Source organism: Gallibacterium genomosp. 2 (assembly GCF_000771895.1).
Lineage (GTDB): Bacteria > Pseudomonadota > Gammaproteobacteria > Enterobacterales > Pasteurellaceae > Gallibacterium.
The window spans coordinates 1-19513 of sequence record NZ_JPXY01000061.1; the positions used below are offsets into that span (position 1 = coordinate 1).

At 39.4% G+C, this 19513-nt stretch carries 28 protein-coding genes; 9 read left to right on the forward strand and 19 right to left on the reverse strand.

What is annotated here, in order from left to right:
• Positions 1 to 46: 46 nt before the first annotated feature.
• The 12 genes from P375_RS10990 to P375_RS11045 form a co-directional block, all read right to left on the reverse strand.
• Positions 47 to 2068 (reverse strand): ClpP-like prohead protease/major capsid protein fusion protein, encoded by a 2022-nt coding sequence (locus P375_RS10990; RefSeq protein ID WP_052121838.1) that lies wholly within the window; start codon positions 2066 to 2068, stop codon positions 47 to 49.
• The gene (locus P375_RS10995) at positions 2010 to 3527 is read right to left on the reverse strand and encodes a phage portal protein (RefSeq protein ID WP_039137021.1); all 1518 of its coding nucleotides are present in this window, start codon (positions 3525 to 3527) and stop codon (positions 2010 to 2012) included. The genes P375_RS10990 and P375_RS10995 overlap by 59 nt, the downstream gene beginning before the upstream one ends.
• Positions 3527 to 3751 (reverse strand): hypothetical protein, encoded by a 225-nt coding sequence (locus P375_RS11000; protein ID WP_039137023.1) that lies wholly within the window; start codon positions 3749 to 3751, stop codon positions 3527 to 3529. The genes P375_RS10995 and P375_RS11000 overlap by 1 nt, the downstream gene beginning before the upstream one ends.
• On the reverse strand, positions 3748 to 5868 hold the full coding sequence (locus tag P375_RS11005) for a phage terminase large subunit family protein (RefSeq protein WP_039137024.1): 2121 nt from the start codon (positions 5866 to 5868) through the stop codon (positions 3748 to 3750). The genes P375_RS11000 and P375_RS11005 overlap by 4 nt, the downstream gene beginning before the upstream one ends.
• Positions 5868 to 6338 (reverse strand): DUF1441 family protein, encoded by a 471-nt coding sequence (locus tag P375_RS11010; protein ID WP_039137027.1) that lies wholly within the window; start codon positions 6336 to 6338, stop codon positions 5868 to 5870. The genes P375_RS11005 and P375_RS11010 overlap by 1 nt, the downstream gene beginning before the upstream one ends.
• Before the next feature lie 139 nt (positions 6339 to 6477).
• On the reverse strand, positions 6478 to 6717 hold the full coding sequence (gene lysC, locus P375_RS12660) for an Rz1-like lysis system protein LysC (protein ID WP_245176463.1): 240 nt from the start codon (positions 6715 to 6717) through the stop codon (positions 6478 to 6480).
• Positions 6718 to 6994: 277 nt separating this feature from the next.
• A complete protein-coding gene (locus tag P375_RS11020) occupies positions 6995 to 7402 on the reverse strand; it encodes a M15 family metallopeptidase (protein ID WP_039137031.1) in 408 nt (135 codons plus the stop codon).
• A complete protein-coding gene (locus P375_RS11025) occupies positions 7395 to 7727 on the reverse strand; it encodes a phage holin, lambda family (RefSeq protein ID WP_039137034.1) in 333 nt (110 codons plus the stop codon). Before P375_RS11025 ends, P375_RS11020 begins: the two co-directional genes overlap by 8 nt.
• Positions 7728 to 7916: 189 nt before the next feature.
• Entirely contained in the window at positions 7917 to 8201 is a 285-nt protein-coding gene (locus P375_RS11030) for a HigA family addiction module antitoxin (protein ID WP_021460861.1), read from the reverse strand.
• Between the two features lie 14 nt (positions 8202 to 8215).
• A complete protein-coding gene (locus P375_RS11035) occupies positions 8216 to 8491 on the reverse strand; it encodes a type II toxin-antitoxin system RelE/ParE family toxin (protein ID WP_021460862.1) in 276 nt (91 codons plus the stop codon).
• A 55-nt stretch (positions 8492 to 8546) separates the two neighbouring features.
• Entirely contained in the window at positions 8547 to 8951 is a 405-nt protein-coding gene (locus P375_RS11040) for a hypothetical protein (RefSeq protein WP_039137037.1), read from the reverse strand.
• A gap of 2 nt (positions 8952 to 8953) precedes the next feature.
• Positions 8954 to 9553 carry a recombination protein NinG gene (locus tag P375_RS11045; protein ID WP_039137039.1) on the reverse strand — a complete coding sequence of 200 codons (600 nt, stop codon included), beginning with the start codon at positions 9551 to 9553 and terminating at the stop codon, positions 8954 to 8956.
• A gap of 83 nt (positions 9554 to 9636) precedes the next feature.
• On the opposite strand from P375_RS11045, the gene P375_RS11050 reads away from it, so the two are divergent.
• The 3 genes from P375_RS11050 (at position 9637) to P375_RS12290 (ending at position 11256) form a co-directional block, all read left to right on the forward strand.
• Entirely contained in the window at positions 9637 to 9819 is a 183-nt protein-coding gene (locus P375_RS11050; RefSeq protein WP_039137041.1) for a type II toxin-antitoxin system HicA family toxin, read from the forward strand.
• 30 nt (positions 9820 to 9849) lie between these two features.
• Positions 9850 to 10278 (forward strand): type II toxin-antitoxin system HicB family antitoxin, encoded by a 429-nt coding sequence (locus P375_RS11055; RefSeq protein ID WP_039137043.1) that lies wholly within the window; start codon positions 9850 to 9852, stop codon positions 10276 to 10278.
• Between the two features lie 288 nt (positions 10279 to 10566).
• Positions 10567 to 11256 (forward strand): P22AR C-terminal domain-containing protein, encoded by a 690-nt coding sequence (locus P375_RS12290; protein WP_039137045.1) that lies wholly within the window; start codon positions 10567 to 10569, stop codon positions 11254 to 11256.
• Positions 11257 to 11286: 30 nt separating this feature from the next.
• On the opposite strand, the gene P375_RS11065 is transcribed toward P375_RS12290, so the two are convergent.
• The 7 genes from P375_RS11065 to P375_RS11095 are packed head-to-tail and all read right to left on the reverse strand — an operon-like array spanning position 11287 to position 14861.
• Complete coding sequence (locus tag P375_RS11065) at positions 11287 to 11712, reverse strand: recombination protein NinB (protein ID WP_039137047.1); 426 nt, start codon at positions 11710 to 11712, stop codon at positions 11287 to 11289.
• A complete protein-coding gene (locus tag P375_RS11070) occupies positions 11702 to 12265 on the reverse strand; it encodes a DNA N-6-adenine-methyltransferase (protein ID WP_039137049.1) in 564 nt (187 codons plus the stop codon). Before P375_RS11070 ends, P375_RS11065 begins: the two co-directional genes overlap by 11 nt.
• A gap of 8 nt (positions 12266 to 12273) precedes the next feature.
• The gene (locus P375_RS11075; protein ID WP_052121839.1) at positions 12274 to 12948 is read right to left on the reverse strand and encodes a replication protein P; all 675 of its coding nucleotides are present in this window, start codon (positions 12946 to 12948) and stop codon (positions 12274 to 12276) included.
• Positions 12948 to 13622, reverse strand: coding sequence for a helix-turn-helix domain-containing protein (locus tag P375_RS11080; protein WP_039137051.1), 675 nt, complete (start codon positions 13620 to 13622; stop codon positions 12948 to 12950). Before P375_RS11080 ends, P375_RS11075 begins: the two co-directional genes overlap by 1 nt.
• Positions 13619 to 14347: a KilA-N domain-containing protein gene (locus tag P375_RS11085; RefSeq protein WP_039137053.1), complete on the reverse strand. Its 729-nt coding sequence runs from the start codon at positions 14345 to 14347 to the stop codon at positions 13619 to 13621. The genes P375_RS11080 and P375_RS11085 overlap by 4 nt, the downstream gene beginning before the upstream one ends.
• 38 nt (positions 14348 to 14385) lie before the next feature.
• Entirely contained in the window at positions 14386 to 14649 is a 264-nt protein-coding gene (locus P375_RS11090; RefSeq protein ID WP_013747126.1) for a CII family transcriptional regulator, read from the reverse strand.
• Between the two features lie 20 nt (positions 14650 to 14669).
• Entirely contained in the window at positions 14670 to 14861 is a 192-nt protein-coding gene (locus tag P375_RS11095) for a Cro/CI family transcriptional regulator (protein WP_013747125.1), read from the reverse strand.
• Positions 14862 to 14981: 120 nt separating this feature from the next.
• Between P375_RS11095 and P375_RS11100 the strand changes: the two genes are divergently transcribed.
• The 6 genes from P375_RS11100 (at position 14982) to P375_RS11120 (ending at position 19506) form a co-directional block, all read left to right on the forward strand.
• On the forward strand, positions 14982 to 15734 hold the full coding sequence (locus tag P375_RS11100; protein ID WP_052121840.1) for a LexA family transcriptional regulator: 753 nt from the start codon (positions 14982 to 14984) through the stop codon (positions 15732 to 15734).
• A gap of 88 nt (positions 15735 to 15822) precedes the next feature.
• Positions 15823 to 16314 (forward strand): DUF4365 domain-containing protein, encoded by a 492-nt coding sequence (locus P375_RS11105; RefSeq protein WP_245176464.1) that lies wholly within the window; start codon positions 15823 to 15825, stop codon positions 16312 to 16314.
• The gene (locus P375_RS11110; protein WP_039137058.1) at positions 16301 to 17410 is read left to right on the forward strand and encodes a hypothetical protein; all 1110 of its coding nucleotides are present in this window, start codon (positions 16301 to 16303) and stop codon (positions 17408 to 17410) included. The genes P375_RS11105 and P375_RS11110 overlap by 14 nt, the downstream gene beginning before the upstream one ends.
• A gap of 1070 nt (positions 17411 to 18480) precedes the next feature.
• The gene (locus P375_RS12470) at positions 18481 to 18633 is read left to right on the forward strand and encodes a hypothetical protein (RefSeq protein ID WP_156962342.1); all 153 of its coding nucleotides are present in this window, start codon (positions 18481 to 18483) and stop codon (positions 18631 to 18633) included.
• A 130-nt stretch (positions 18634 to 18763) separates the two neighbouring features.
• Positions 18764 to 19207: a Panacea domain-containing protein gene (locus P375_RS11115; protein WP_039137060.1), complete on the forward strand. Its 444-nt coding sequence runs from the start codon at positions 18764 to 18766 to the stop codon at positions 19205 to 19207.
• Complete coding sequence (locus P375_RS11120; protein WP_039137063.1) at positions 19207 to 19506, forward strand: hypothetical protein; 300 nt, start codon at positions 19207 to 19209, stop codon at positions 19504 to 19506. The genes P375_RS11115 and P375_RS11120 overlap by 1 nt, the downstream gene beginning before the upstream one ends.
• Positions 19507 to 19513 lie beyond the last annotated feature (7 nt).

A 19513-nucleotide genomic window follows, 5' to 3' on the forward strand; every position in this document is an offset into this window, starting at 1 on the left:
CGGGGTCAGATCAGCAAGCAATCGGGGTTTTCTCGTTTCTAGACTATTAGCTATTGGTTACACGCACAATACCACGGTGATCCAACACATTTACGCCAGCATCAATGCGCACTTTGGTGGTTACACCGTCCACCGTAAAGCCGGTTTGCTGATCGATAAATGGCTGTTCAACGCCGTTGAGATAAGAAACTTCTATCGCCTCTTTATTGAGTAAGTACCAAATTTTTGCATTCTCCGCTTGTAAGCGTTGTGATTTGGTAACCGGTACCACATCTTTTAATGGATTAATAATACCAGCGTTAATATCCGCCCCCTCCACAGAGTTTGAACCTAAAATCTGTTTTGCTCGAGTATAAAGCGAGGTTGGTGCAAGCAAGACATCAGGTTCAATGGCAAGCTGTTTACCATCAAAGGATTTTTGCGCATTCATTAATTGGATGGCTTTATCAATGGTAGCTAAATCCATTGCGCCACTGGTTACGGTGTTTTTATGTGCAGCATCATAAAGTTTTTTACCGTCATAACTCATCACCGGATCGCCAAAGAGCTGAGCAAATACTAAATCTGCAATCGTCGCGCGTGCCGCTTGTCCAAGTTTATAAGGCACTTGGGTAAGCATATGCATATCATCATTAATGATAAGTTGGCGTGTGAGGCTGAATAACGCTCCGTAAGTGGCAAGTGAAACGTGCATACCTGTATCACCAAGGGTTACATAAGTATATTCCGCACCTTCACGAACTTGAGGCAGACTTTCAAAGCTACCTAAGCCCACACGATAAGCTGGGCGAAAATCGGTAAGCGTACCTTTGTGCGTCCATTGTTCAAAGTTTTCCGTACTTTCCGCCCAACCTTTTAATACGGATTTGTGTGCCACATCAATCAAAATTTGACCAAAATCAGAGGTCGAATGGGTAAATGCCATTCCTACCATTTGCATTGCATTCATTCCGGCAATGCCAATACCGCGATCCACTAAAGAGGCTCGTGCCAATTCACGCAAGGTCATCGAATTATAGGCGTTGTCTTTTTCTGCTTTTTCAAAGCCTGCACGAGCAAGTAAAGAGGCTTTCACGCTATCGCCGACAATATTACCATTGGCAGCGTGAATATGGTTTTGCGGTACACTTGGCGTGGTGTTTTCACCGAGTTTTGCCAATAATTTATCTTTGGCTTGTTCTGCGGTCATTGTTACATCGCCTAAGCATTCCACCAACAAATCATTAAATTGACCGTTGAATGGGGCAAATACCGCCTTGATTGCGGTATTTCGTTGTGCCATTTGCGCTTGCACTTGTGCGGTATTATCTACCGTTTGCACCGCTGGCTTTTCGTGCGCTTGTGGTTGTTCGGTGTTTTGTTCTGGTGCCACGTTCTGATTTTTTGCGTTGCCTTGTGGCTTCAACAACATATTTTTGAGTTCATTAGGCATATTAGTAAAATCCTCTATTTTTTTCGATTGAATGGAAGCCATCGCCACAAGGGGTTCGGCCAGTTTGTCAGCGAAACCAAGCTCAACGCATTCTTTGCCAGTAAGCCAAGTTTCCACAGCGAGCATTGCCGCTAATTCATCTTCGGATTTGCCTGTTTTTGCGGTGTACGCCATCAATAACGTACTTTCCACTTTATCCAATAAATCCGCATATTTACGCAGTTCTTCCGCATCACCGCCTTGAATGCCCCAAGGCTTATGGATCATTAGCATTGCGTTTTCAGGCATAATCACTTCATCGCCTGCCATTGCGATAACTGAAGCCATAGATGCAGCAAGACCGTCAATATAGACGGTCTTATTTGCGGGGTGATTCTTCAGCAAGTTATAAATGGCAATGCCATCAAACACATCGCCGCCGGGCGAATGAATATGGAGATTAATTTGACGCACATTGCCAATCTCTTTTAGCTCATTGGCAAATTGCTGCGCCGAAACGCCCCACATTCCAATTTCATCATAAATAAAAACCTCCGCACTTTGATTGGCGGAGGCTTTAATAGAAAACCAAGATTGATTATTCATCTTGTTGTTCGTCATCGCTACGGGTGCGAGTATCATTTGCTTTTTTTTCATTGATTATTCCTTGTGTATTGGTCAAATCGGTATCAAATTTAAGCCCAGCTTGTTTATTTTCTTGCACTTCAACAATCCGTTGCCGTTTCACTTCTGCCGGATTATTGCCACTCGCACGGATTGCTTGGCTTTCCGTGGCAAGTCCGCCCTTGATCCGTTCTTTCCACGCATTCGCTTCTTTAATTGGATCAATCCACGGCATTACTGGGCCAGAATAAACCGCATTAAAAAGTGAATCGGGATCAACATCAGAGGGAACTTGAATAGCTTGTGCAGCGATTGCCATTTTGAGCCATTCTCGGTAAATCGGACGAGAGATTGCCGCTACAAAGGTATCTTGCAACACCGCATAGCCTTCAAAACTTTCTACTAATTCTTGCCGTTGCGCAGAATAGGTGCCGTTATAATCTCGGGCAATACTGGAATAACTGGAACGTGTGCCGGCTGCAGTCGCACGTAATTGCCCGTTGCGGAAACTCTCTAAATTGGTGTTTGGACGATTGGAATTAATTAAGCCAATATCTTCACCCGGTTTTAGATCATCTATGACCGCACCAGGGGCGATGTCAAATAACCGTTCTCCGCTCTCGCTGGTGTCTTCCGTGTCATAAAGTTGTGCATCGCCTTTTTTGATATACAGCGTCATTGCAGCGGCAATACGCGCAGCAACGCGTTCGCTTTCTTCATACTCTTTCAAATCAGCAAGGCGTACAATCACACCGTGCAACATACTGACACCACGGATTTGATGTAATCGCTTACGAAAAGCCAAGTGCAACATATTTTCTGCCGAGACGGTTTTAACTTTGTCGTAAAATTTCCCTGACTCTTGCGGATTATCTAAGTAAACTTGATAACCTGTAGGCTTACGCCACGCATTGAGATACACCCCCTGTAGCAAATTTTCTTTTGCCACATCAGTATTCATTGGCACAAAGTCAGGTTCCAATGCCTCCAAGGAAAAAGGAATATTAGAGGCGTGAACCAAGCCCTGTACTTTTCCTTTCACCAACTGAACGAACACCTCGCCATCACGCAACCACGTGCGTAATAACATTCTTTCCAGTGCAGGGCGTGTATAAAGCCCAGTAACTTCAGGCTTAATAGACCATTCCGCCCACAATTTACGGATTTGTTCCGCAAGTCCTTTGTGGACATCACCATTTTTCATTAGGGGTTGCGGTTCAATATGAATGCCTTTTGAGCCAATTACCCGTTCTTCGAGCTTGTCCAAAATGCCAATCACAATATCGTGGTTTTGGTCTAACGCACGGGCTTGTTCACGTAAACTCACCGCACTTTGCCGTACATTAGTATTCGCCCCTTGCCCATCTCGGCTAGCTTTATGGGTTCGACTGGGCAATGCAGCCTCATAAGTATTGAGTACATAACGGCTTTTAGACCGTTTTGCCGCCCATTGTGGCGACAGTGCGGCAATGGTTTTTTCTAAAAAGTTCATTAAATAAACCTCGCATATTTGATGCTATGTTTTTTTACTTTTTGCCCACTTCGTGCCAGCATTTCGTCTAACATTGATTGATAGCGATCACGCTGTTTACTCAGCTCATTAATCTGCCAAGAAACCGCTCGTCCGTTAAAACTCACTTGGCTTTGCGCGGTTTCAATTTTTTCATCAAGTAAACGGATTTTTTGTTTTAGTTCATCAATGGTATAAAGGCTCATAACCACCCTCTTTTTCGATAAGGTTTTCCTGTCAGCCAAGTGGCATTTTCTTTCGTCATATTGGCTTTGAGAGGTAATTCTTGCGTTTTTTCTACCGCACTTTCTTCAGTGTGATGTGCGGTGGAGTTTCTTAAAATATTGGGGTTAATCTCGGGCAATTTTGCCCAATCAGGCACTTGCTTTTCATCACCCCATTTAATCCGCTCATAGCCACGTAAAATCGCAATAGCGTGGGCGTAACAAAATAAGTCAAAGGCTTCATTGTTGCCTTTACCAGGTTTACGCCATTTTCCGTCTGGCCCACGCTCTTCATAAACCAATTCATCAAAAAACCATTCACCAAGCCAGCGTGGGAAGTGAATGTAATTTGCCCCTTCCGTTTGGCGAGTAAGTGCATTATTAATGCGGTCTTTGAGATAATCGGTTTGCAATAAATACAACGGCACATCACCGCGCGCTGATGAGTGTCGATCTGAACGTGATGTATTATCCGGATAGGTTTTGGTAATGAGTTTTTGCCGTTTAGTGCTGTCACCTTTAACGAGATACACTTTTTTACTTAGCCCTTCTCGCCGACATTGTCGCCAAAACTTATAAGCATTATCGGTTACGCCCTCCTCTCCTCCACTATCCACCGCCATTGCCAGAATGGGCATAAAATGCTCTGGATTGTTAGCAAGAGGGTACTGTTTTTTTAATACATCAGTAATAAGAATGAACCAATCATCGGGCAATCTTGGATCAATCGGTTCAATCACACCGTCAGCATCGGGCAAGGTGTGCGAAATGTTATAACGGTCAATTAACCAACGTTCGCCATTTTCACCATAGCCGACAATTTGCACCACAAAACGGCGGTTGCGTCCGCCTTGAACATCCACAGCCGCAATAAGAAAACGGCATTGTGCAGGCACTGTCTTATTATCCTTGTCAGCATCTTCACGACGTTCCATTAACTCATCAGCACGCCGTTGTTCCAGCGCAGAACGCGGTAAGTAAGGCAAGCCCCAGTCAGTATTGATCACCGCTTTTAAGGTTTCCTCACTGCCGGTTAATTCATATTCCTGTTCAGCATTAAGGAGCTTATAGGTCAGTTGCGCCCACGTTTGATAAGCGGCAGCTGGTCCTTCAAGCCAAAAAGAGGCAATGCGAGATTTTCGCCCTTCACCGTGAATGTTACCCTCTTTATCAATGTGTTGCCCTTCTTTTAACCATACGCCACGAATGTTAAGATCTCGCTTCATTTCCGGTGAGATCAAATGCTGGCAATGTGGACATTGTAAACGTGCATTTTCACTGGCTTTGACAAAATCCGGCTCATCACGAAATCCCACCATATTCGCCATTGATGGCTCAAAATATTCTGCACATTCAGGACATTGCCAATAAAACCGGCGACGGTCGCCTCGATTGTATAGACTTAAAATACCGGTTGTCGGTGGGGCTTCGTGCGTTGATTTAGGTAGATGTTTTATATCAACAATGTCTTTCCCTGGTGAGCTTTCCACTAAGGTCATTCCGGCGGACATAAAGGTTGTGGTTCGCTTGCTGGCAAGGGAAAAACCATCACCCTCGCCGTCAATATCTTCTGGCCAACGGTCATAATCCGTTAAAGCCACATATTTGTAATCTGATGAAGATAATACATTGATTGATGGCCAGCCAATTTTAAGCAAATTTCCAGCACGAAAATATTTGTCGTGAACATTATTGTCGTTTTTGCGCGGACTAAGCCGTTTAGCAATTTCAGGTGAACAACGGAACGTGCGATCAAGTCTTTTCCGGCTATGTTCACTCGCTTTTTCTTGAGTAAGCTGTACGAGTAAAAAATCAGACGGATCGCAAATAATTGAATAACTTATCCAACCATCAATCAAGCCAATGGTTTTGCCTGTTCGTGCAGGGCCTACAAAAATCACCGCATCATATTCACGAGAGCTTAGGCAGTCCATTGGTTCTAGGATATAAGCAGCGGTATGTTTATCCCATTTTACTGAGTTTCCGCCACCAATTGGCACACGCATATATTCTGCCACTGCTTCGGAAACTTTCATTCGTCTCGGAGCTTTTATTGCGTTGGCAATATCTCGGCGAATGTCTTTTGCTGATGCAAACATTACTCTTCCTTATGTTCAGTCTCTTGAATATGCAATGCCATTTGATCTCGAATATCATCAATCACTTGTTGCACTCGCATAAGCGCATTAGGTTGCAATCCGGCATCACGTTCTAAAATATCAGGCAAGGTTTCAAGCTGCTGTACCACCGATTTTGCCAAGATACTCATTTCTTGAGCTACTTCGTAAGCTGGGATAAGCTCGCCAGTTTCTCGCTCATATTTCAGCCGTTCATTCTCTGCTTGCCAAAATGCACGCCTGTCATTCGGCGACATTGCATCGACATTTGCCGTCATCTTTTCTTGCAATCCCAACCGTATCAAATCCGCAAGGGGATAGAGCTTTAATTTACTATTGCTGCCCACACTTGGGGTTAAAGCCGCAACGCGTTGAGATACCGTCTGGCGGTGCATTCCCGTGATTTCAGCGATCTGATTAATATTCAATTTGAGATCAAATAAATTTTCCATAATCACAAAAATCCAAAACCGAAAACTGCTTAATAAATACGCAAAAATCTAGAAGATGATGATGCCTAGAAATGCAAAAAACTGCCAAAAACCACGAGTCCGTAACCCCGTGGAAAGGCTATCCCCTCAGGAGTACCTTTTAATGCTGAACGTGTTCAGTTTGCCACTCTCTAATCCTATCAATTCGATTCAAACAAATATCGCGCTCACGTTTGAGTATCACTGCATACTGAGCTACATCACCGTAAGTACGACCATTAAACTCAGTACGATCTAAATAACTAATTAGTACAGCAGGAATTTTGGGTTGAACAATTGTTACTGGCTTACTTGCGCAAGAAATCAATAATAGACTTAGGAGCAACACTGTTATACGCATCACTGGCTTTGTCATCTGCGGATATATTTTTGATAACCTCATCTGATTTACTCCTCGCATCTGATTCCGACTTACTTAGTTCTAATGTTAGCCTTTGATTATTAGCCATATCTGCGTGTAGCTGTACAATCGTTGCACTTTGTATCGCTATTGTGTCCGACTGTTTATCAATTTCGCTTTTTAAATTTTTTATCAGTTGATATTGATACGCGACACTAATAAGTAACAATGTCATAATTGCTATCACATATAGCCATTTATTTGTTGTGAACATATCTCACCTGTCTGGGTATGCTTTGCGACTTAACTGAAAGTGCGGTCCATCATAAAACGAACGCCAGTCTCCGCCCCACTCAACATCAATATTCAAACGCTTACCGATAGATTTGATTAATTCGGCTAACGTTTTAAATTTAGCTTTGTTGTTCCAGTCGATAACCGCTTTGCCGTTTTCAACTGTGATTGGCGCTAAATCAACCGCGTGACCAGTTAAATGACGACTATTCATTGTTTTGCTTGCACCTCTCTTCACTAATTCAGCCTGTCTTGCTTTACTACGTTTCCCTTCAATAACCATAAAATCAAATTCTGATTCCGTAATCGCTGCACGCACCACCTTAACCAAATCAGGATGTACGCCGACAAGCCTCATTTCGCTTGTTGTTGAAAATTTAAACTTACTCATCTTTGCTCACCTTTTTAGTAATAAATTTAAATAAAAACTCTCTTATCTTTTCCGCACCAATAAAACCAATCATTCCGCCGATAAAGGTTGATAAATTTTCGTGCAAGCCAAAATGATTTAATAACGACATACACGAGAGTGTTAATGCTCCACATATCGCACCATCTAATATCCGTTGACGATATGAACTTTTTTGTTGCAAAAACCAAGCCCGTAACATAGACATAAAAAAAGCCATCACGAAACCCGCAATGGCATTGTAGTTTTGTTGGAGGTACGCCCAGATAATGAGCCATACTCCAGGATCTTTGTCTGGCATTTTCATTTCTCCACCTCCATTTCAGAGGCAATAAAAAACCCCGACCGTTTCCGATCAGGGCTGACAAAAACATTTTAACTTACGACTTTTTAAAAACAAAAAAGCCCGATATTTCTATCGAACTTTCTTCAAGATGTAAAAATCTCACTATAACTTAATTTATACAACTTTTGTCTAGACAAATCAACAGTTTTTTTAAACTATTGCATAATTAAATGGTTCTATATGATTTACTCTTTTTTGTTTTAACTCCCATAAATCATAATCGGTTTGTAATGCAAGCCATAATCTAGCTGTACTAATGCCTGCCTCCTCGAGTGCAATAGCTAAATTCGCTGTCATTGCAGTTTTACCATGTAAAACTCTAGAAAGTGTTTCTCTTGAAAATCCAAGATGAGTAGCAAGGTCATTAATTTTTATGTTATTTGGCTCAATAAACCCATCTAATAAGACTTCACCTGGATGTGCTGGTTTACGCATAATTATTCACCTCACTAATGATAATCTTCATAATTTAAAATATACGCATCACCATTAATAAATTCAAAAGTAATGCGATAATTGCCTGATACTGTCATTGAATATATTCCTTTTCTATCCCCTTTTAATTCGTGGCATTGATAAAACTGAATGAAATCATCAACAATAACAGAACGATCTATAAGAGATAAAATACCATTAATTTTACGTATATGATCTGCTCGCAATCCTTTAGTTATTCCCTTTTCAAAGAATTGCTTCAATCCTTTATGCTTAAAACTCTTAATCATATTTTACCTCTTCATATTGTGATATAATCATATCACAATAAAAGAAAAAAAGCAATCACGCAAGAAAGATACACTCATCTTTTGTAAGCATTAATTTTAATGACGTTTCCGCTATTTTCATCTGATGAAAATATTGTGCTTTGCTTATATTAAATAACTCTAATATCCCGTATCTCACAGGAATACGATCTTTATCATATTCCGTATAAAGCGGCAATCGATATGCATAAGTTGCCATAAACAGATCATATAAATCAGGCGTAACTTTACGCATAACAATCAAACAATCCTCTATTTTTAATGCTAGAACATCACTAATAGGCAAAACTCTTCTATCGCTTTCATCAGGCGGAAGCGGAATACTAATTGATAAACTAGGGTATTCAGTACCCAAACGAGGCGTTGCCCAATAGCCCCATTGAATAAACACTCTACGGATATTATTAAAAACCAATTCCATTTCTAACCTCGCTTTCTTTGAATTAACCTAGTTTTCTTATTAAAGATTCTTTTAATGCGTTTTAAATCATCATTACTGTAGTGTCTTTCTCGATTGTCTGCTTCTATTTCCTCTACTTTCTTAATACCCAATCGTTCAATCAGTCCAACACGATATTCGTGATAATTACCGCCTAAATAACGATTACAACGTTTGCATTGCCCGTGAATATTTAAGGTATAAAAACGTAAATGCGGAGCAGCACCACGACTGCGATAATGTCCAGCGTCAAATCCACCACCGAGCTTTTCACTGATTAATGGCGTTCCGCACGAAATACATTCTTTATTTTCATCACGAACACGAATATATCTATTAACTGCTTCTTGAGCTTCTTTAATTAATTGCCCTTTAGTTTTATTTTTCTCTTTTAATGCTGATAATCGCTTTTTACTTTCTACCCTTGCTTGTTTATCTAGTTTTTCACGCTTTTTACGTGCCTGTTCTTTGCTAAGTTTTATCGCACATTCAACACTACACACTTTCTGCAAACTGCTAATAGTTTTTGTGTAGTAACTACCGCAAACCTTGCATTTATATTTACGTTTTCGTTTCTTTTGCATTTTTACCTCAATTATAAAAAATAACTTGATTTATGTGTATATGTGTGTATAATTACCCTTGATTAAGACGACAAGGAGAAAGCATGCACTCACGCGACTTAATCGAGGAACTGAAAGCCATTGGTTGCACTGAATTGAGATGTAAAGGGTCACACCATATTTGGTACTCACCTAAAACAGGAAAGACGTTCCCTGTTCCGCATCCCAAAAAAGATTTACCAATAGGCACTATCAGATCCATCAAAAAATCGGCAGGGCTTTTATAGCTCTGCCGAGCTAACCCACAAGGAGCGACTATGTTATTTACTATCGGCATTGAAACCCCTGATAACGAAAATGAGGCTTACGGTATTGCCGTGCCTGTATTATTTACAGATAAATATGCTTGCATTAGTGCAGCAGATACCCTTGAAGAAATCCCTATTCAAGTAACAGACGCCATTCATTCCATCTTAGAAATGATGTTTGAAGACGGCACAAATATCAGTGAGCTTCAAGATAAAGGTTATAGACACTACCAAACCCTAGAAGACTTTAACTACTGCGATACTTGGTTACTGCTTGATGTGGACATTTCCGCATATCAAGGCAAACGCCACCGTATTAATATCAGCTTGCCGGAATATCTCATCAAACGCATTGATAGCCGTGTAGCAAGCAACCCGATTTACAAAGATCGTAGCCATTTTTTAGCCGTTGCTTCACAAAAAGAACTACGAGAATAATTCCCTCACCCTTGACAACTCACCTTGTCGAGGGTAGGATTTCCCCATAGGTCTCAAAAGCCTTATACACAACGGTAATTCACCCCGTTAGCGTGATTTTTTTGTATCTAGTGTTTCTCCTTTTCTTTTTTTCTTAACGCTTGGTACAAAAATAAAATTTAATATCAATGATCGACAGTGCGAGGAATAAAATACCGAAAGGGAATAACTCCGCCAGATTGTGTACTGGTTTTGAGCTGTCGATCGCCCTAACTCAAAATTAGGGCTTCCATCAAAAGGAAATACACAATGAAAAATTTAACCATTCTTAATACCTCAATCCGTACTTTAGATAACCTTTACTCTCTAAACGATCTTCATATAGCTAGCGGAAATGATCCAAAACATCGTCCTACTTTTTTTATTCGTAACGAGCAAACTCAGGCATTAATCTCAGAGCTAAACGCTGAAAAAGTTACCTGTGAGAATTCTCACAGCTCAGATCTGAGAAGCTCTGTTTTAGTTGTTAAAAACGGTGTTGGCACATACGCCTGCCAAGAACTCGTTATCGCCTACGCCGCTTGGATCAGTGCTGCTTTTCATCTCAAAGTGATCCGTGCCTTTATGGCTCTCAACGGCATTGGCACACACCCCCAACAACTCGCTTTGCCTGAGCCTGAAAAAACATTCTCAACTGAACTCTCTGAGTATGAGCTACAAACCCTTGTCTGGTTATGGATTGCGATGTCTGAACAACAACAGCTAATCAAACACCTTACCCCAGCCTTACAACAACTCGGCTCTTCATTTGCACCTAAAGCACATTCACTTGTAGCGGAATTTAGCCCTGTTTTGGCAGACGCCAACCAACTCCTAAACAAACTCACTCAAGAAATCGCCTTTGAGCCACACAAAGATAACAACTGGACTCGCAGCCTACCAAGGCTAAGACAATTTGCGGATAAACAAAAACGACCACAACTCCGCAACAATTTTTAACCCTAATCCAACCGCACTTCGGTGCGGTTTTTAATAGCCGTAAAACCCTTGCTTGTTGCTAAATCTCACGCCATTCACCTCACCCCACGCCTCAACATAATCAATCAAACTGGCTAACCGTTTCACTCCCATTTGTGCCGTGCTTTCACGCAAATTAATCACCTCTCCCTCCAGCCCGATTGCCATTTCTGCTTGCCCACCCGTTGCGATTTTGTGAGCGGACACCATAATCATTTTCCACGTTTCAATGTCACGTTTTTTCCCCTGAAACTCGCATTGTTTCGCAATATCGCCAAGCATTGCGTGAAGTTTTGCATTCTGTGCTAACGTGCGTGTTAAGGGCTTTATTTCCACCACAACGGGATTTTGTTCATCTAAAGTAAGGGAATGGATTACCCCAATGGCATTCGCTTGTATGCGTCTGTTACGCAAGAAAAAGCGTTGCTTATTTTCCATACCCACCACACTTCATCACAAAATCCAAACTCACTTGACGAGTAACAAAGCCTTGCATTGTCGGGTCAAACACGGCAATCATTGAGCCTTTGTTGTTGCCTTTCACTTCAACATTTTCTGTTGGGTGTAAAAAGCTAATCCGTCCGTTTTTCCATCTGCCTTTTTCGTCATAATAACCGGTTATATCAATGACCTCTGTTGCCTTTTCTTCAATCACCTTATACCACGCTGTTGATTTATCTGCCGGCAATAACATCACCACCAAAAAGCCCTGAGCCTTAAGCTCTGCCGCTCGTTTCACAAACGGCAACGGGTTGGAGTAAGGCGGATTGACGAAAAATGAGAGAGTATGATCGGCAAAATCACACACTATTTCTAACGGATCAAACGCTAAAAAATCTTCTGCAACGCCAAATTTTCCAATGTAACTATCAAACACCGCATTTTGGCTGGTCGCACAACCATCAATCCACGCATTCCAATAGCCATAACGTATGCGGATATAATTGATGATATATTTCGGGGTGCGGTAGGTATCTTTATCAAACTCCATTTTCTCTCCTAAAACTGTAATTCTGGACGATTAAAAAAGCGTTTTACCGCTTGTGGATTATGCGGATTAAACGTGGTTTCTTTAGCGATAGTTCTTACAGGCTCAGGCAATTTCACACCGCTTTTTAAACGATTTGCCATTTCTTCTAAGGCTTTTTTAATCGCCTTATCCTCTTGCATCTCGGTGTACGCTTTTTGCTGTGCGTCATTGGCAATTTTGGTAATCAACCAATATTCAGCGGTTGATGCAAACTCAAAATTTTCAATGTTGTAAAAGCCGCCAAATGCACGGAATTTATTTAAGCGGTGCTTTAATTCCGCTTCATCAGGCAAACCTAATTCAGCGTAATTTTCAGCCTTGCACCAAACAATAAATTGCCCAACGCTAGGAAAGAATGGGGTACTCTCTCGTTCCGCTTGTGCAATACCTCGCTTGAATTGAGCGGCGGTGGTAATACCGTTATTCACCAACGCTTCAAGCCAAAGTCGTTTTGCTTCCTGATAGCCCTCTTCGCCATCAAATGCCGCTTGCCACGCTGGGAATACCGCTTTTAATCGCACAAATAAGCGATCGACAAATTTAGCAACGTGCGGAGGGATTTCTTGCTTGCCTGCCGGGGCTTGATAGGCTGGTTCACTGCCAACCAACGCTGTCAATTCTGTATTTGCAAAATTCCGCATCATCAATACCCCCTAATCTCAATCGTTTTGCCACGCCACCAGCTGTCGTCGTTGTCATCAAATTTTGATTTTTTAGGCTGACGTTGCGGCATTTCTTGCCAATCCCAATCGGCTTTAAAGCCTCGCCAGCCACGCTCAATCATAATTTCCGCCACCTCCGCAAGCGGTAAACCGGCTAAATCGGCTTGTTTTTGTAGGCGCTCCAGTGCAGTTTTTGTAATCGGTGCTTTTTTCGCTTTGCGATGCGTAATAAAATCTTCAGCAAGCTGTTCTGTAATCCCAAACTCTGACAAAAGCTCAAGTTCGGTCGGCTTTTTTTGCGTAGTTTTTTTATGGTTAATTGACTGGTTAATAGAGTGACTGGTTCTGGGTGAAATATTTTCACTAGGTGGTGCAGAATTTTCACTGCCTTGATCTAGATGTAAAATATATAAATTTGAGGTGTTACCCTCTGGCGTTTTGCGTGTTTTTTTCTCAACAAAGCCCGTTTCTATCAATGCCTCAATATGCGAGATCGCACTGCGGCGAGTAATCTCACACTGATCTGCAATATGTTGATAAGAGGGGAAACAAACGCCGTTATCATTGGCATTATCCGCTAATTTCAGTAATACCAACTTACGAGTAGCATTCCCAACTTTACACTGCATTGCTTTAACCATTAATAACATACTCATAGCATTAACTCCGTTGCATATTGTTCAGCAATAAAACGCATACCCTCAGCGGTAACTCGAGTTTGCGTATAGTTATGTCCGTGTTCAGCCGTTCCCGTTTTCACCGTAAAAAGTGGCTTAACTTTCTCAGTAGCGAATGGCAATAATTTTCCTGATTGGCGATATAACAAACGATCACTAATAAGACGATCGATCATTGCTTTTTCTGGCATTTTCAAAATCTTTGCCACTTCTCGCAGCGATTTACTTGTGCCGACTTCAACATAATGATCGACAAATGCGGCTTTTGGTTTTAGTTCTTTATTTTCTAAAGCTAATGTTTGATTTTGCTCCGCTAAATCTGCGGCTAAGCGCAAGGCTTCGGGTAATGTTTGGGGGATTTGTGTTTTGATAGGTTGAAATTCACCTTTAAGTACTTTATCGAAAATCTCATAAACTTTTACTTCAAATTCAGGATTAATCCACGCTGCATATTTGTACACTAATTTTTCACATGCATAACAGCCTTGATTTATTCCACCATTGTTTATTTCTAAAGCAGAATGCAAATCTGCATTGTGCTTATCTAATATAGCGACAAACTCTTTTGTCCCTTTTAAGCGCAAAAATTGGCTTGGTGCGTGAATAGGATTTCCACCACTCGCACGATGTAAATCATTTAGACAATATCGTCCTTGACCGTCTTGTCTAATTTCTGTATTATCAATTTTAATTAATTGGTTCATTTAACCTCCTAAACCACCGCTGCAACGGTGGTTTTTTATTACTCCATCTCATCAATCGCTTTTTTAGCTAAAGTGATTAATGCTTTCCTCTCTTCATCATCGCTATGCTTTTCTCTGACGACTAAACCTAGTTCATCTAAAAAAGCACAAAACTTATCGAGATGATCGGCTTTGAATCGACAAAGTGTGCTTGGATCTACCCCAATACTTTCTGCGATTTCTTTATCTGTTCTCTCAACAGATTTTCTTCTGATTAAATCCGCAATTCTCATTGCAGATTTGCTTAATTCATTGCGTGCCATTGCAGTTCCTTTTAATTACATTAACTTTGTTGATGCGGAAAAGGACGCAACTCTTCCCCTCGAACTGCATTACCTTTCTTATCAACAAACAAATAAATATTTCTCTGTGCTTGTATTGCTTTACTAATTGCAGCCTGAGTTACATTTAAATCTTTAGCAGTTTTCCACTGACCGTGCTTATTTGCATATTCAGAAAGTGAAATTCGTTTCATAGAACCTCGCTAGGGATAAATAAAAACATATATTACCGCAAATAATTTATTTGTAAATATCGGCGGTTGTTTTACTTTTATAACCAACGGTTATAGGATTACCCAAAATAGGAGGACGTTATGTCTATATCAACAAAGAAAAAAGCACTTACAGAAGAACAAAAAAACGAATGTGCAGAACTGAAAAAAATTTTTGAACAAAAAAAAGCAGAATTAAATTTAAGCCAAGCTGAGGTGGCTGAATATTTTGGAATGAGCCAAAGTGCGATAAATCATTATCTTAATGGCATCAACGCACTAAACGCCTATATCGCAACCAAATTCGCAAAACTATTGAAAGTTACTGTCAGCACATTTAGTGAGAGATTAGCCATTGAGATCGCAGAAATGGCGAAAACCATTGATAAAGAAGAGATTGCATTATTGGCATCCACAAAAAATGAAGGAGAAAAAATTATCATTGATGTGCTAAATGTTGAAGCCAGTGCTGGTAACGGTTCAACAGGCGATCTTGTTGAAGTGGTGAGCCGTCTTTATTACGTCCCTGAACAATATTACACGTTATTTAGAGGAATTAATCCTGATGGTATTAGAGTTATCAATATCAAAGGCGATTCAATGGCACCAACCTTCAATTCTGGCGATATGGTGTTTGTTAATATCAAAATTCAATCATTTGATGGTGATGGCGTTTATATTTTCAACTATAAAAATGCTTTATATATTAAGCGGTTACAACGTATAGGCGAGAAATTCCTTGTGTTATCTGATAACAAAACTTACAAAGAATGGGACATTGATGATGAAAACCAACTCTTTATTCAAGGGAAAGTGATCGTTCATCAAAGCCAAAAGTTGAATTTTATTGGGTAGGTTTGGCGTGGCGGTTGAGCATAGGGGTTATTTGTAGAGTAAAAGTTGAGTTTATTGGGTAATAATCATGCTATCAAAAACACAACAAATGGAACAATTTAATATTGCTTATGTATTAGCTATAACAGCTAAAGCAGGCTTTAATCATGCAACACCAGTTGTTGATGATCATAGTGTCGATCTTGCTATTTCTGCAGAGTTCCCAACAGAAAAAGGAAAGCGAAGCGATCCTGAAATAAAGCTACAATTAAAATCAGAAGGTAATATTCAGATTAAAAATGGTATGGTAAGCTATACACTCAAAAAGAAGAACTATGATGATTTAAGAAAAAATTGTGTCAATCCACGTTACTTAATTGTATGTGATTTGCCCAAAAAACCGAGTCAATGGCTCTCACATAAAAAGAAATTTATGACTTTAAAAAGACACTGCTATTGGATATCATTAAAAGATTTTCCAGCAACATCAAATAAAGGCAGTGTTACACTTAAAATTCCAGAAAACCAACGATTTACCACTGATGTATTAATTCAAATGATTGAATGTGCTAGAGTAGGAGCAACTTATGAAAAACAATAAAACGGATACGTTACTGTTTCTCGAACAGCTTGCTCGCTATTTAAGTGTTAAAAATTGGCAAATTGCGTTTGAGTTAGAGTACGCTATTATTTGGCAAAAAGAACTAGTGCATCAAATTTTAGAAATTACGCTACCAAAACCAAGTACGGAAGATGGTGATGAAGTATTGAACAAAGCACTTAAAAGGCTTGCTAATTTTGAAGGAAAAACAATAGACACATTAAGACTCAATATTTTAAATCAATATACAGACAAACTATCTGTTCGAGTTGTCGGAGAAAGCGTCAAAGATGGTACAATCCCGCTAGATGACGGAGTGAAGTTATTTGAAAAAACTAAACACTTAATTAATGCGTTAGCACTTTCAGCTAAAAATAAAAAAGCTATTTTTAGGAGCAATTCAGGGGGGAAAAATGTGGTCGAGTTTATGTCTCAAGTTCGTTTAGGGCAAACCCAAATAGGAAGCTATATCGTCAATTTATCTTATCCTGTTGAAAATATTGAAGTTAAAGATCAAAAAGAAATCATTCAAGCGATTTCATTTTCTCGAAGTGTATCGCATAATTTAGTCAATAGCCTTAAAAAACTGAAAGAAAAAATTACACATTATGAGAACAACCCGACAAGTTTTGCTGAATTGATACCAGAAGGAGTTAGTCATAATCTTTGTGAGGCTATTATTGGCTTAAGTGGCTCAGAACAGCAAAGAAAAGTCGAAATTAAACTCCAAGCAGGTGAAATTAGTGACGAAGCAATGCCTTCTGAGGTTAACTTTCAATTTGATCGAAATGAAATTAAAGTTGTACAGATTGCGTCTAAGTATTATCAAGGGGAATACACTCTCCCCCACTATGAAATCATCGGTAAGATTGTAGGCTTGCATTCCAGTAATTTAGCTGAAGGTGGTTATATTCAAGTACCTTGTAAAATTGAAAACAAAACAGTTGAAACTAGAATTGACCTATCTCCAGAGCAATACCAACTAGCAGCCGAAGCACACAAAACAGGACAGCAAATTCGATGTAAAGGTGAAAGCCTATATATCAATAAGAAAAAAGGTAGGTTACAAAAAGTAACTTCAATAAATATCTTATAATCTGTAAAAGATCAAACCGCCCTCACGGCGGTTTTCTTTTGCCCAACTCCCCTACCATTTTCGTGGCACCACGAAATAGTCCGCTTATCTCAATTAACGCAAAATAACAAACTGAATATCAATTTATAATTACTTGAAAAAAAAGAAATTTATCAGCTTCCTTGTTATTCATTATCTTTAATCTCCCCTCAACTTTTCTTGAAAAGTCAACTGTTCATTTGTCCATTAAACAAGTTCTTTTGTCCATTTCTACCGTTCAACAACATCAACTTGCTTAAAAATTAAGCAATTAAACTCCTTTCCAAAATTTTTATTTCCTTAAAACTCAAATACTTATAAAAAGTTACCGCAAATAATTTATTTTTATATAACTTGCGGTATTTACAATAAATAAAACCGCAGGTAATATAACCACATCAAAACGAGATAACAACATCTCAATGTTCTTTAACAAATTGGCGTGGCAATGGCGGTAAGTGATCAACTGCGTTAAGTTGAGTAACCCCCGAGCAGAAAACTGTACTACGTGTTGAGAAATCAGAAACGAAGAGAGGCGTTTGGTAGGTCAAGGGCAGCACTGCTTACTAGCTTGAGTGGAAAACCACGACTAGAAATAGTTGCTACAACGGTTGGGGGAAACAGGCGAACAAGCCCACGAACCGTTATCTAATGCCTACTTAGTTAATGCATATTATCAGCATAATATGTTGTATTCTGAAAGTCGCTAAGTAGGCATTAGGAAACGCATTGATTAAGAGATCCGCTAAAGGTCTGGGTAATCGTACAATTACTAATTTAAGGATAGCTAAGCCAGAACTTAATTTAGTGCGTTTCTATATCAAATTAAAAGGAAAATATTATGACCTATCAAAATGAAAACTACGAAATGATTAAACAAATCATCTTAAACGAACAATCAGAAAATTAGAAAATTATAAAAAATTGAAGTTAATTATTGAGAATAAAGCCCTCCCTGAAGAGGTTAAAAAACGAATCTGGGAAGCTGTTTTACATCACGCACACTGTGATAGAAAAAACATCAATAAAAGAAAAGAGAAAGGAGAAACACAATGAACGATTGGAAATATGATCGTGATGAAGATCTAGCCCTTAACCACGACGATCAAGAATATGACGGCGATGATGATGATTTTGATCCACGAGAATGTGATAGAGCAGCTGAAATGTGGGAAAGACAGTTTTTAGATAATTTTTATAGATAATGCTAGATTACATTATGTTATTTATGGCAAAATAAAGCTAAAGTTGTAAACCGATCTTTGACAGCCTATGTAAACTTTTCATTACGCAGGCTATTTTTGTACCTTAAACTGTTTATTTAAGGAGGTGAGTGTGGCTTATTCAGCAAAAGCTATTGCAAATGCAATAATTGAGCGAGCTAGAGCTAAAAATATCTTTGATATAAGTCCAATGAAATTGCAAAAATTGCTTTTCTACGCTCAATCTTGGAATCTTAGAGTGAATAATCAAGTTTTATTTGATGATCCAATTGAAAGATGGAATTACGGTCCTGTTGTTCGTGATGTTTATCATGAATTTAAAAATTTTGGTGACCAACCTATCACTTTATTTGCAACAGATGCTTTAGGATACATACCGATAATAAAGCCAGATGATGAAAATTCTTGGTTGCTAATTGATAAAATTTTAGATGTTTATGGGAAATATGATGCTCTTCAATTATCAAATATGACCCATGCCCCAGATACGGCTTGGTCTAAAGGGAATATAGGCACCTTTATTTCAACTGAAGAACTAAATGAAGGAACATTGTGATGGGTAAATTGAGCCTAGATGACATTAAAACTACATTAGATAATTCTAAATTAGATGATTCTAAAAAAAATTCTAGAATAGGCTCTTTTCCTCCTGATGAAGATGATTACAATCGTTCTCCTCAAGAACAAAAATTACTTGAAGACATAGAAAACTTAAAAGCAAATAGGGCTATGCGAAAAGAATATGCAGAAAAGGCGTATGATTTTGCTAAAAATACTATAGCTTTTTGGGCATTTTTATTTTTTATTTATTTCCTTTTTCCGCCAGATAAAAAACCACTTTCTGAAATGATCTGACCCCGAA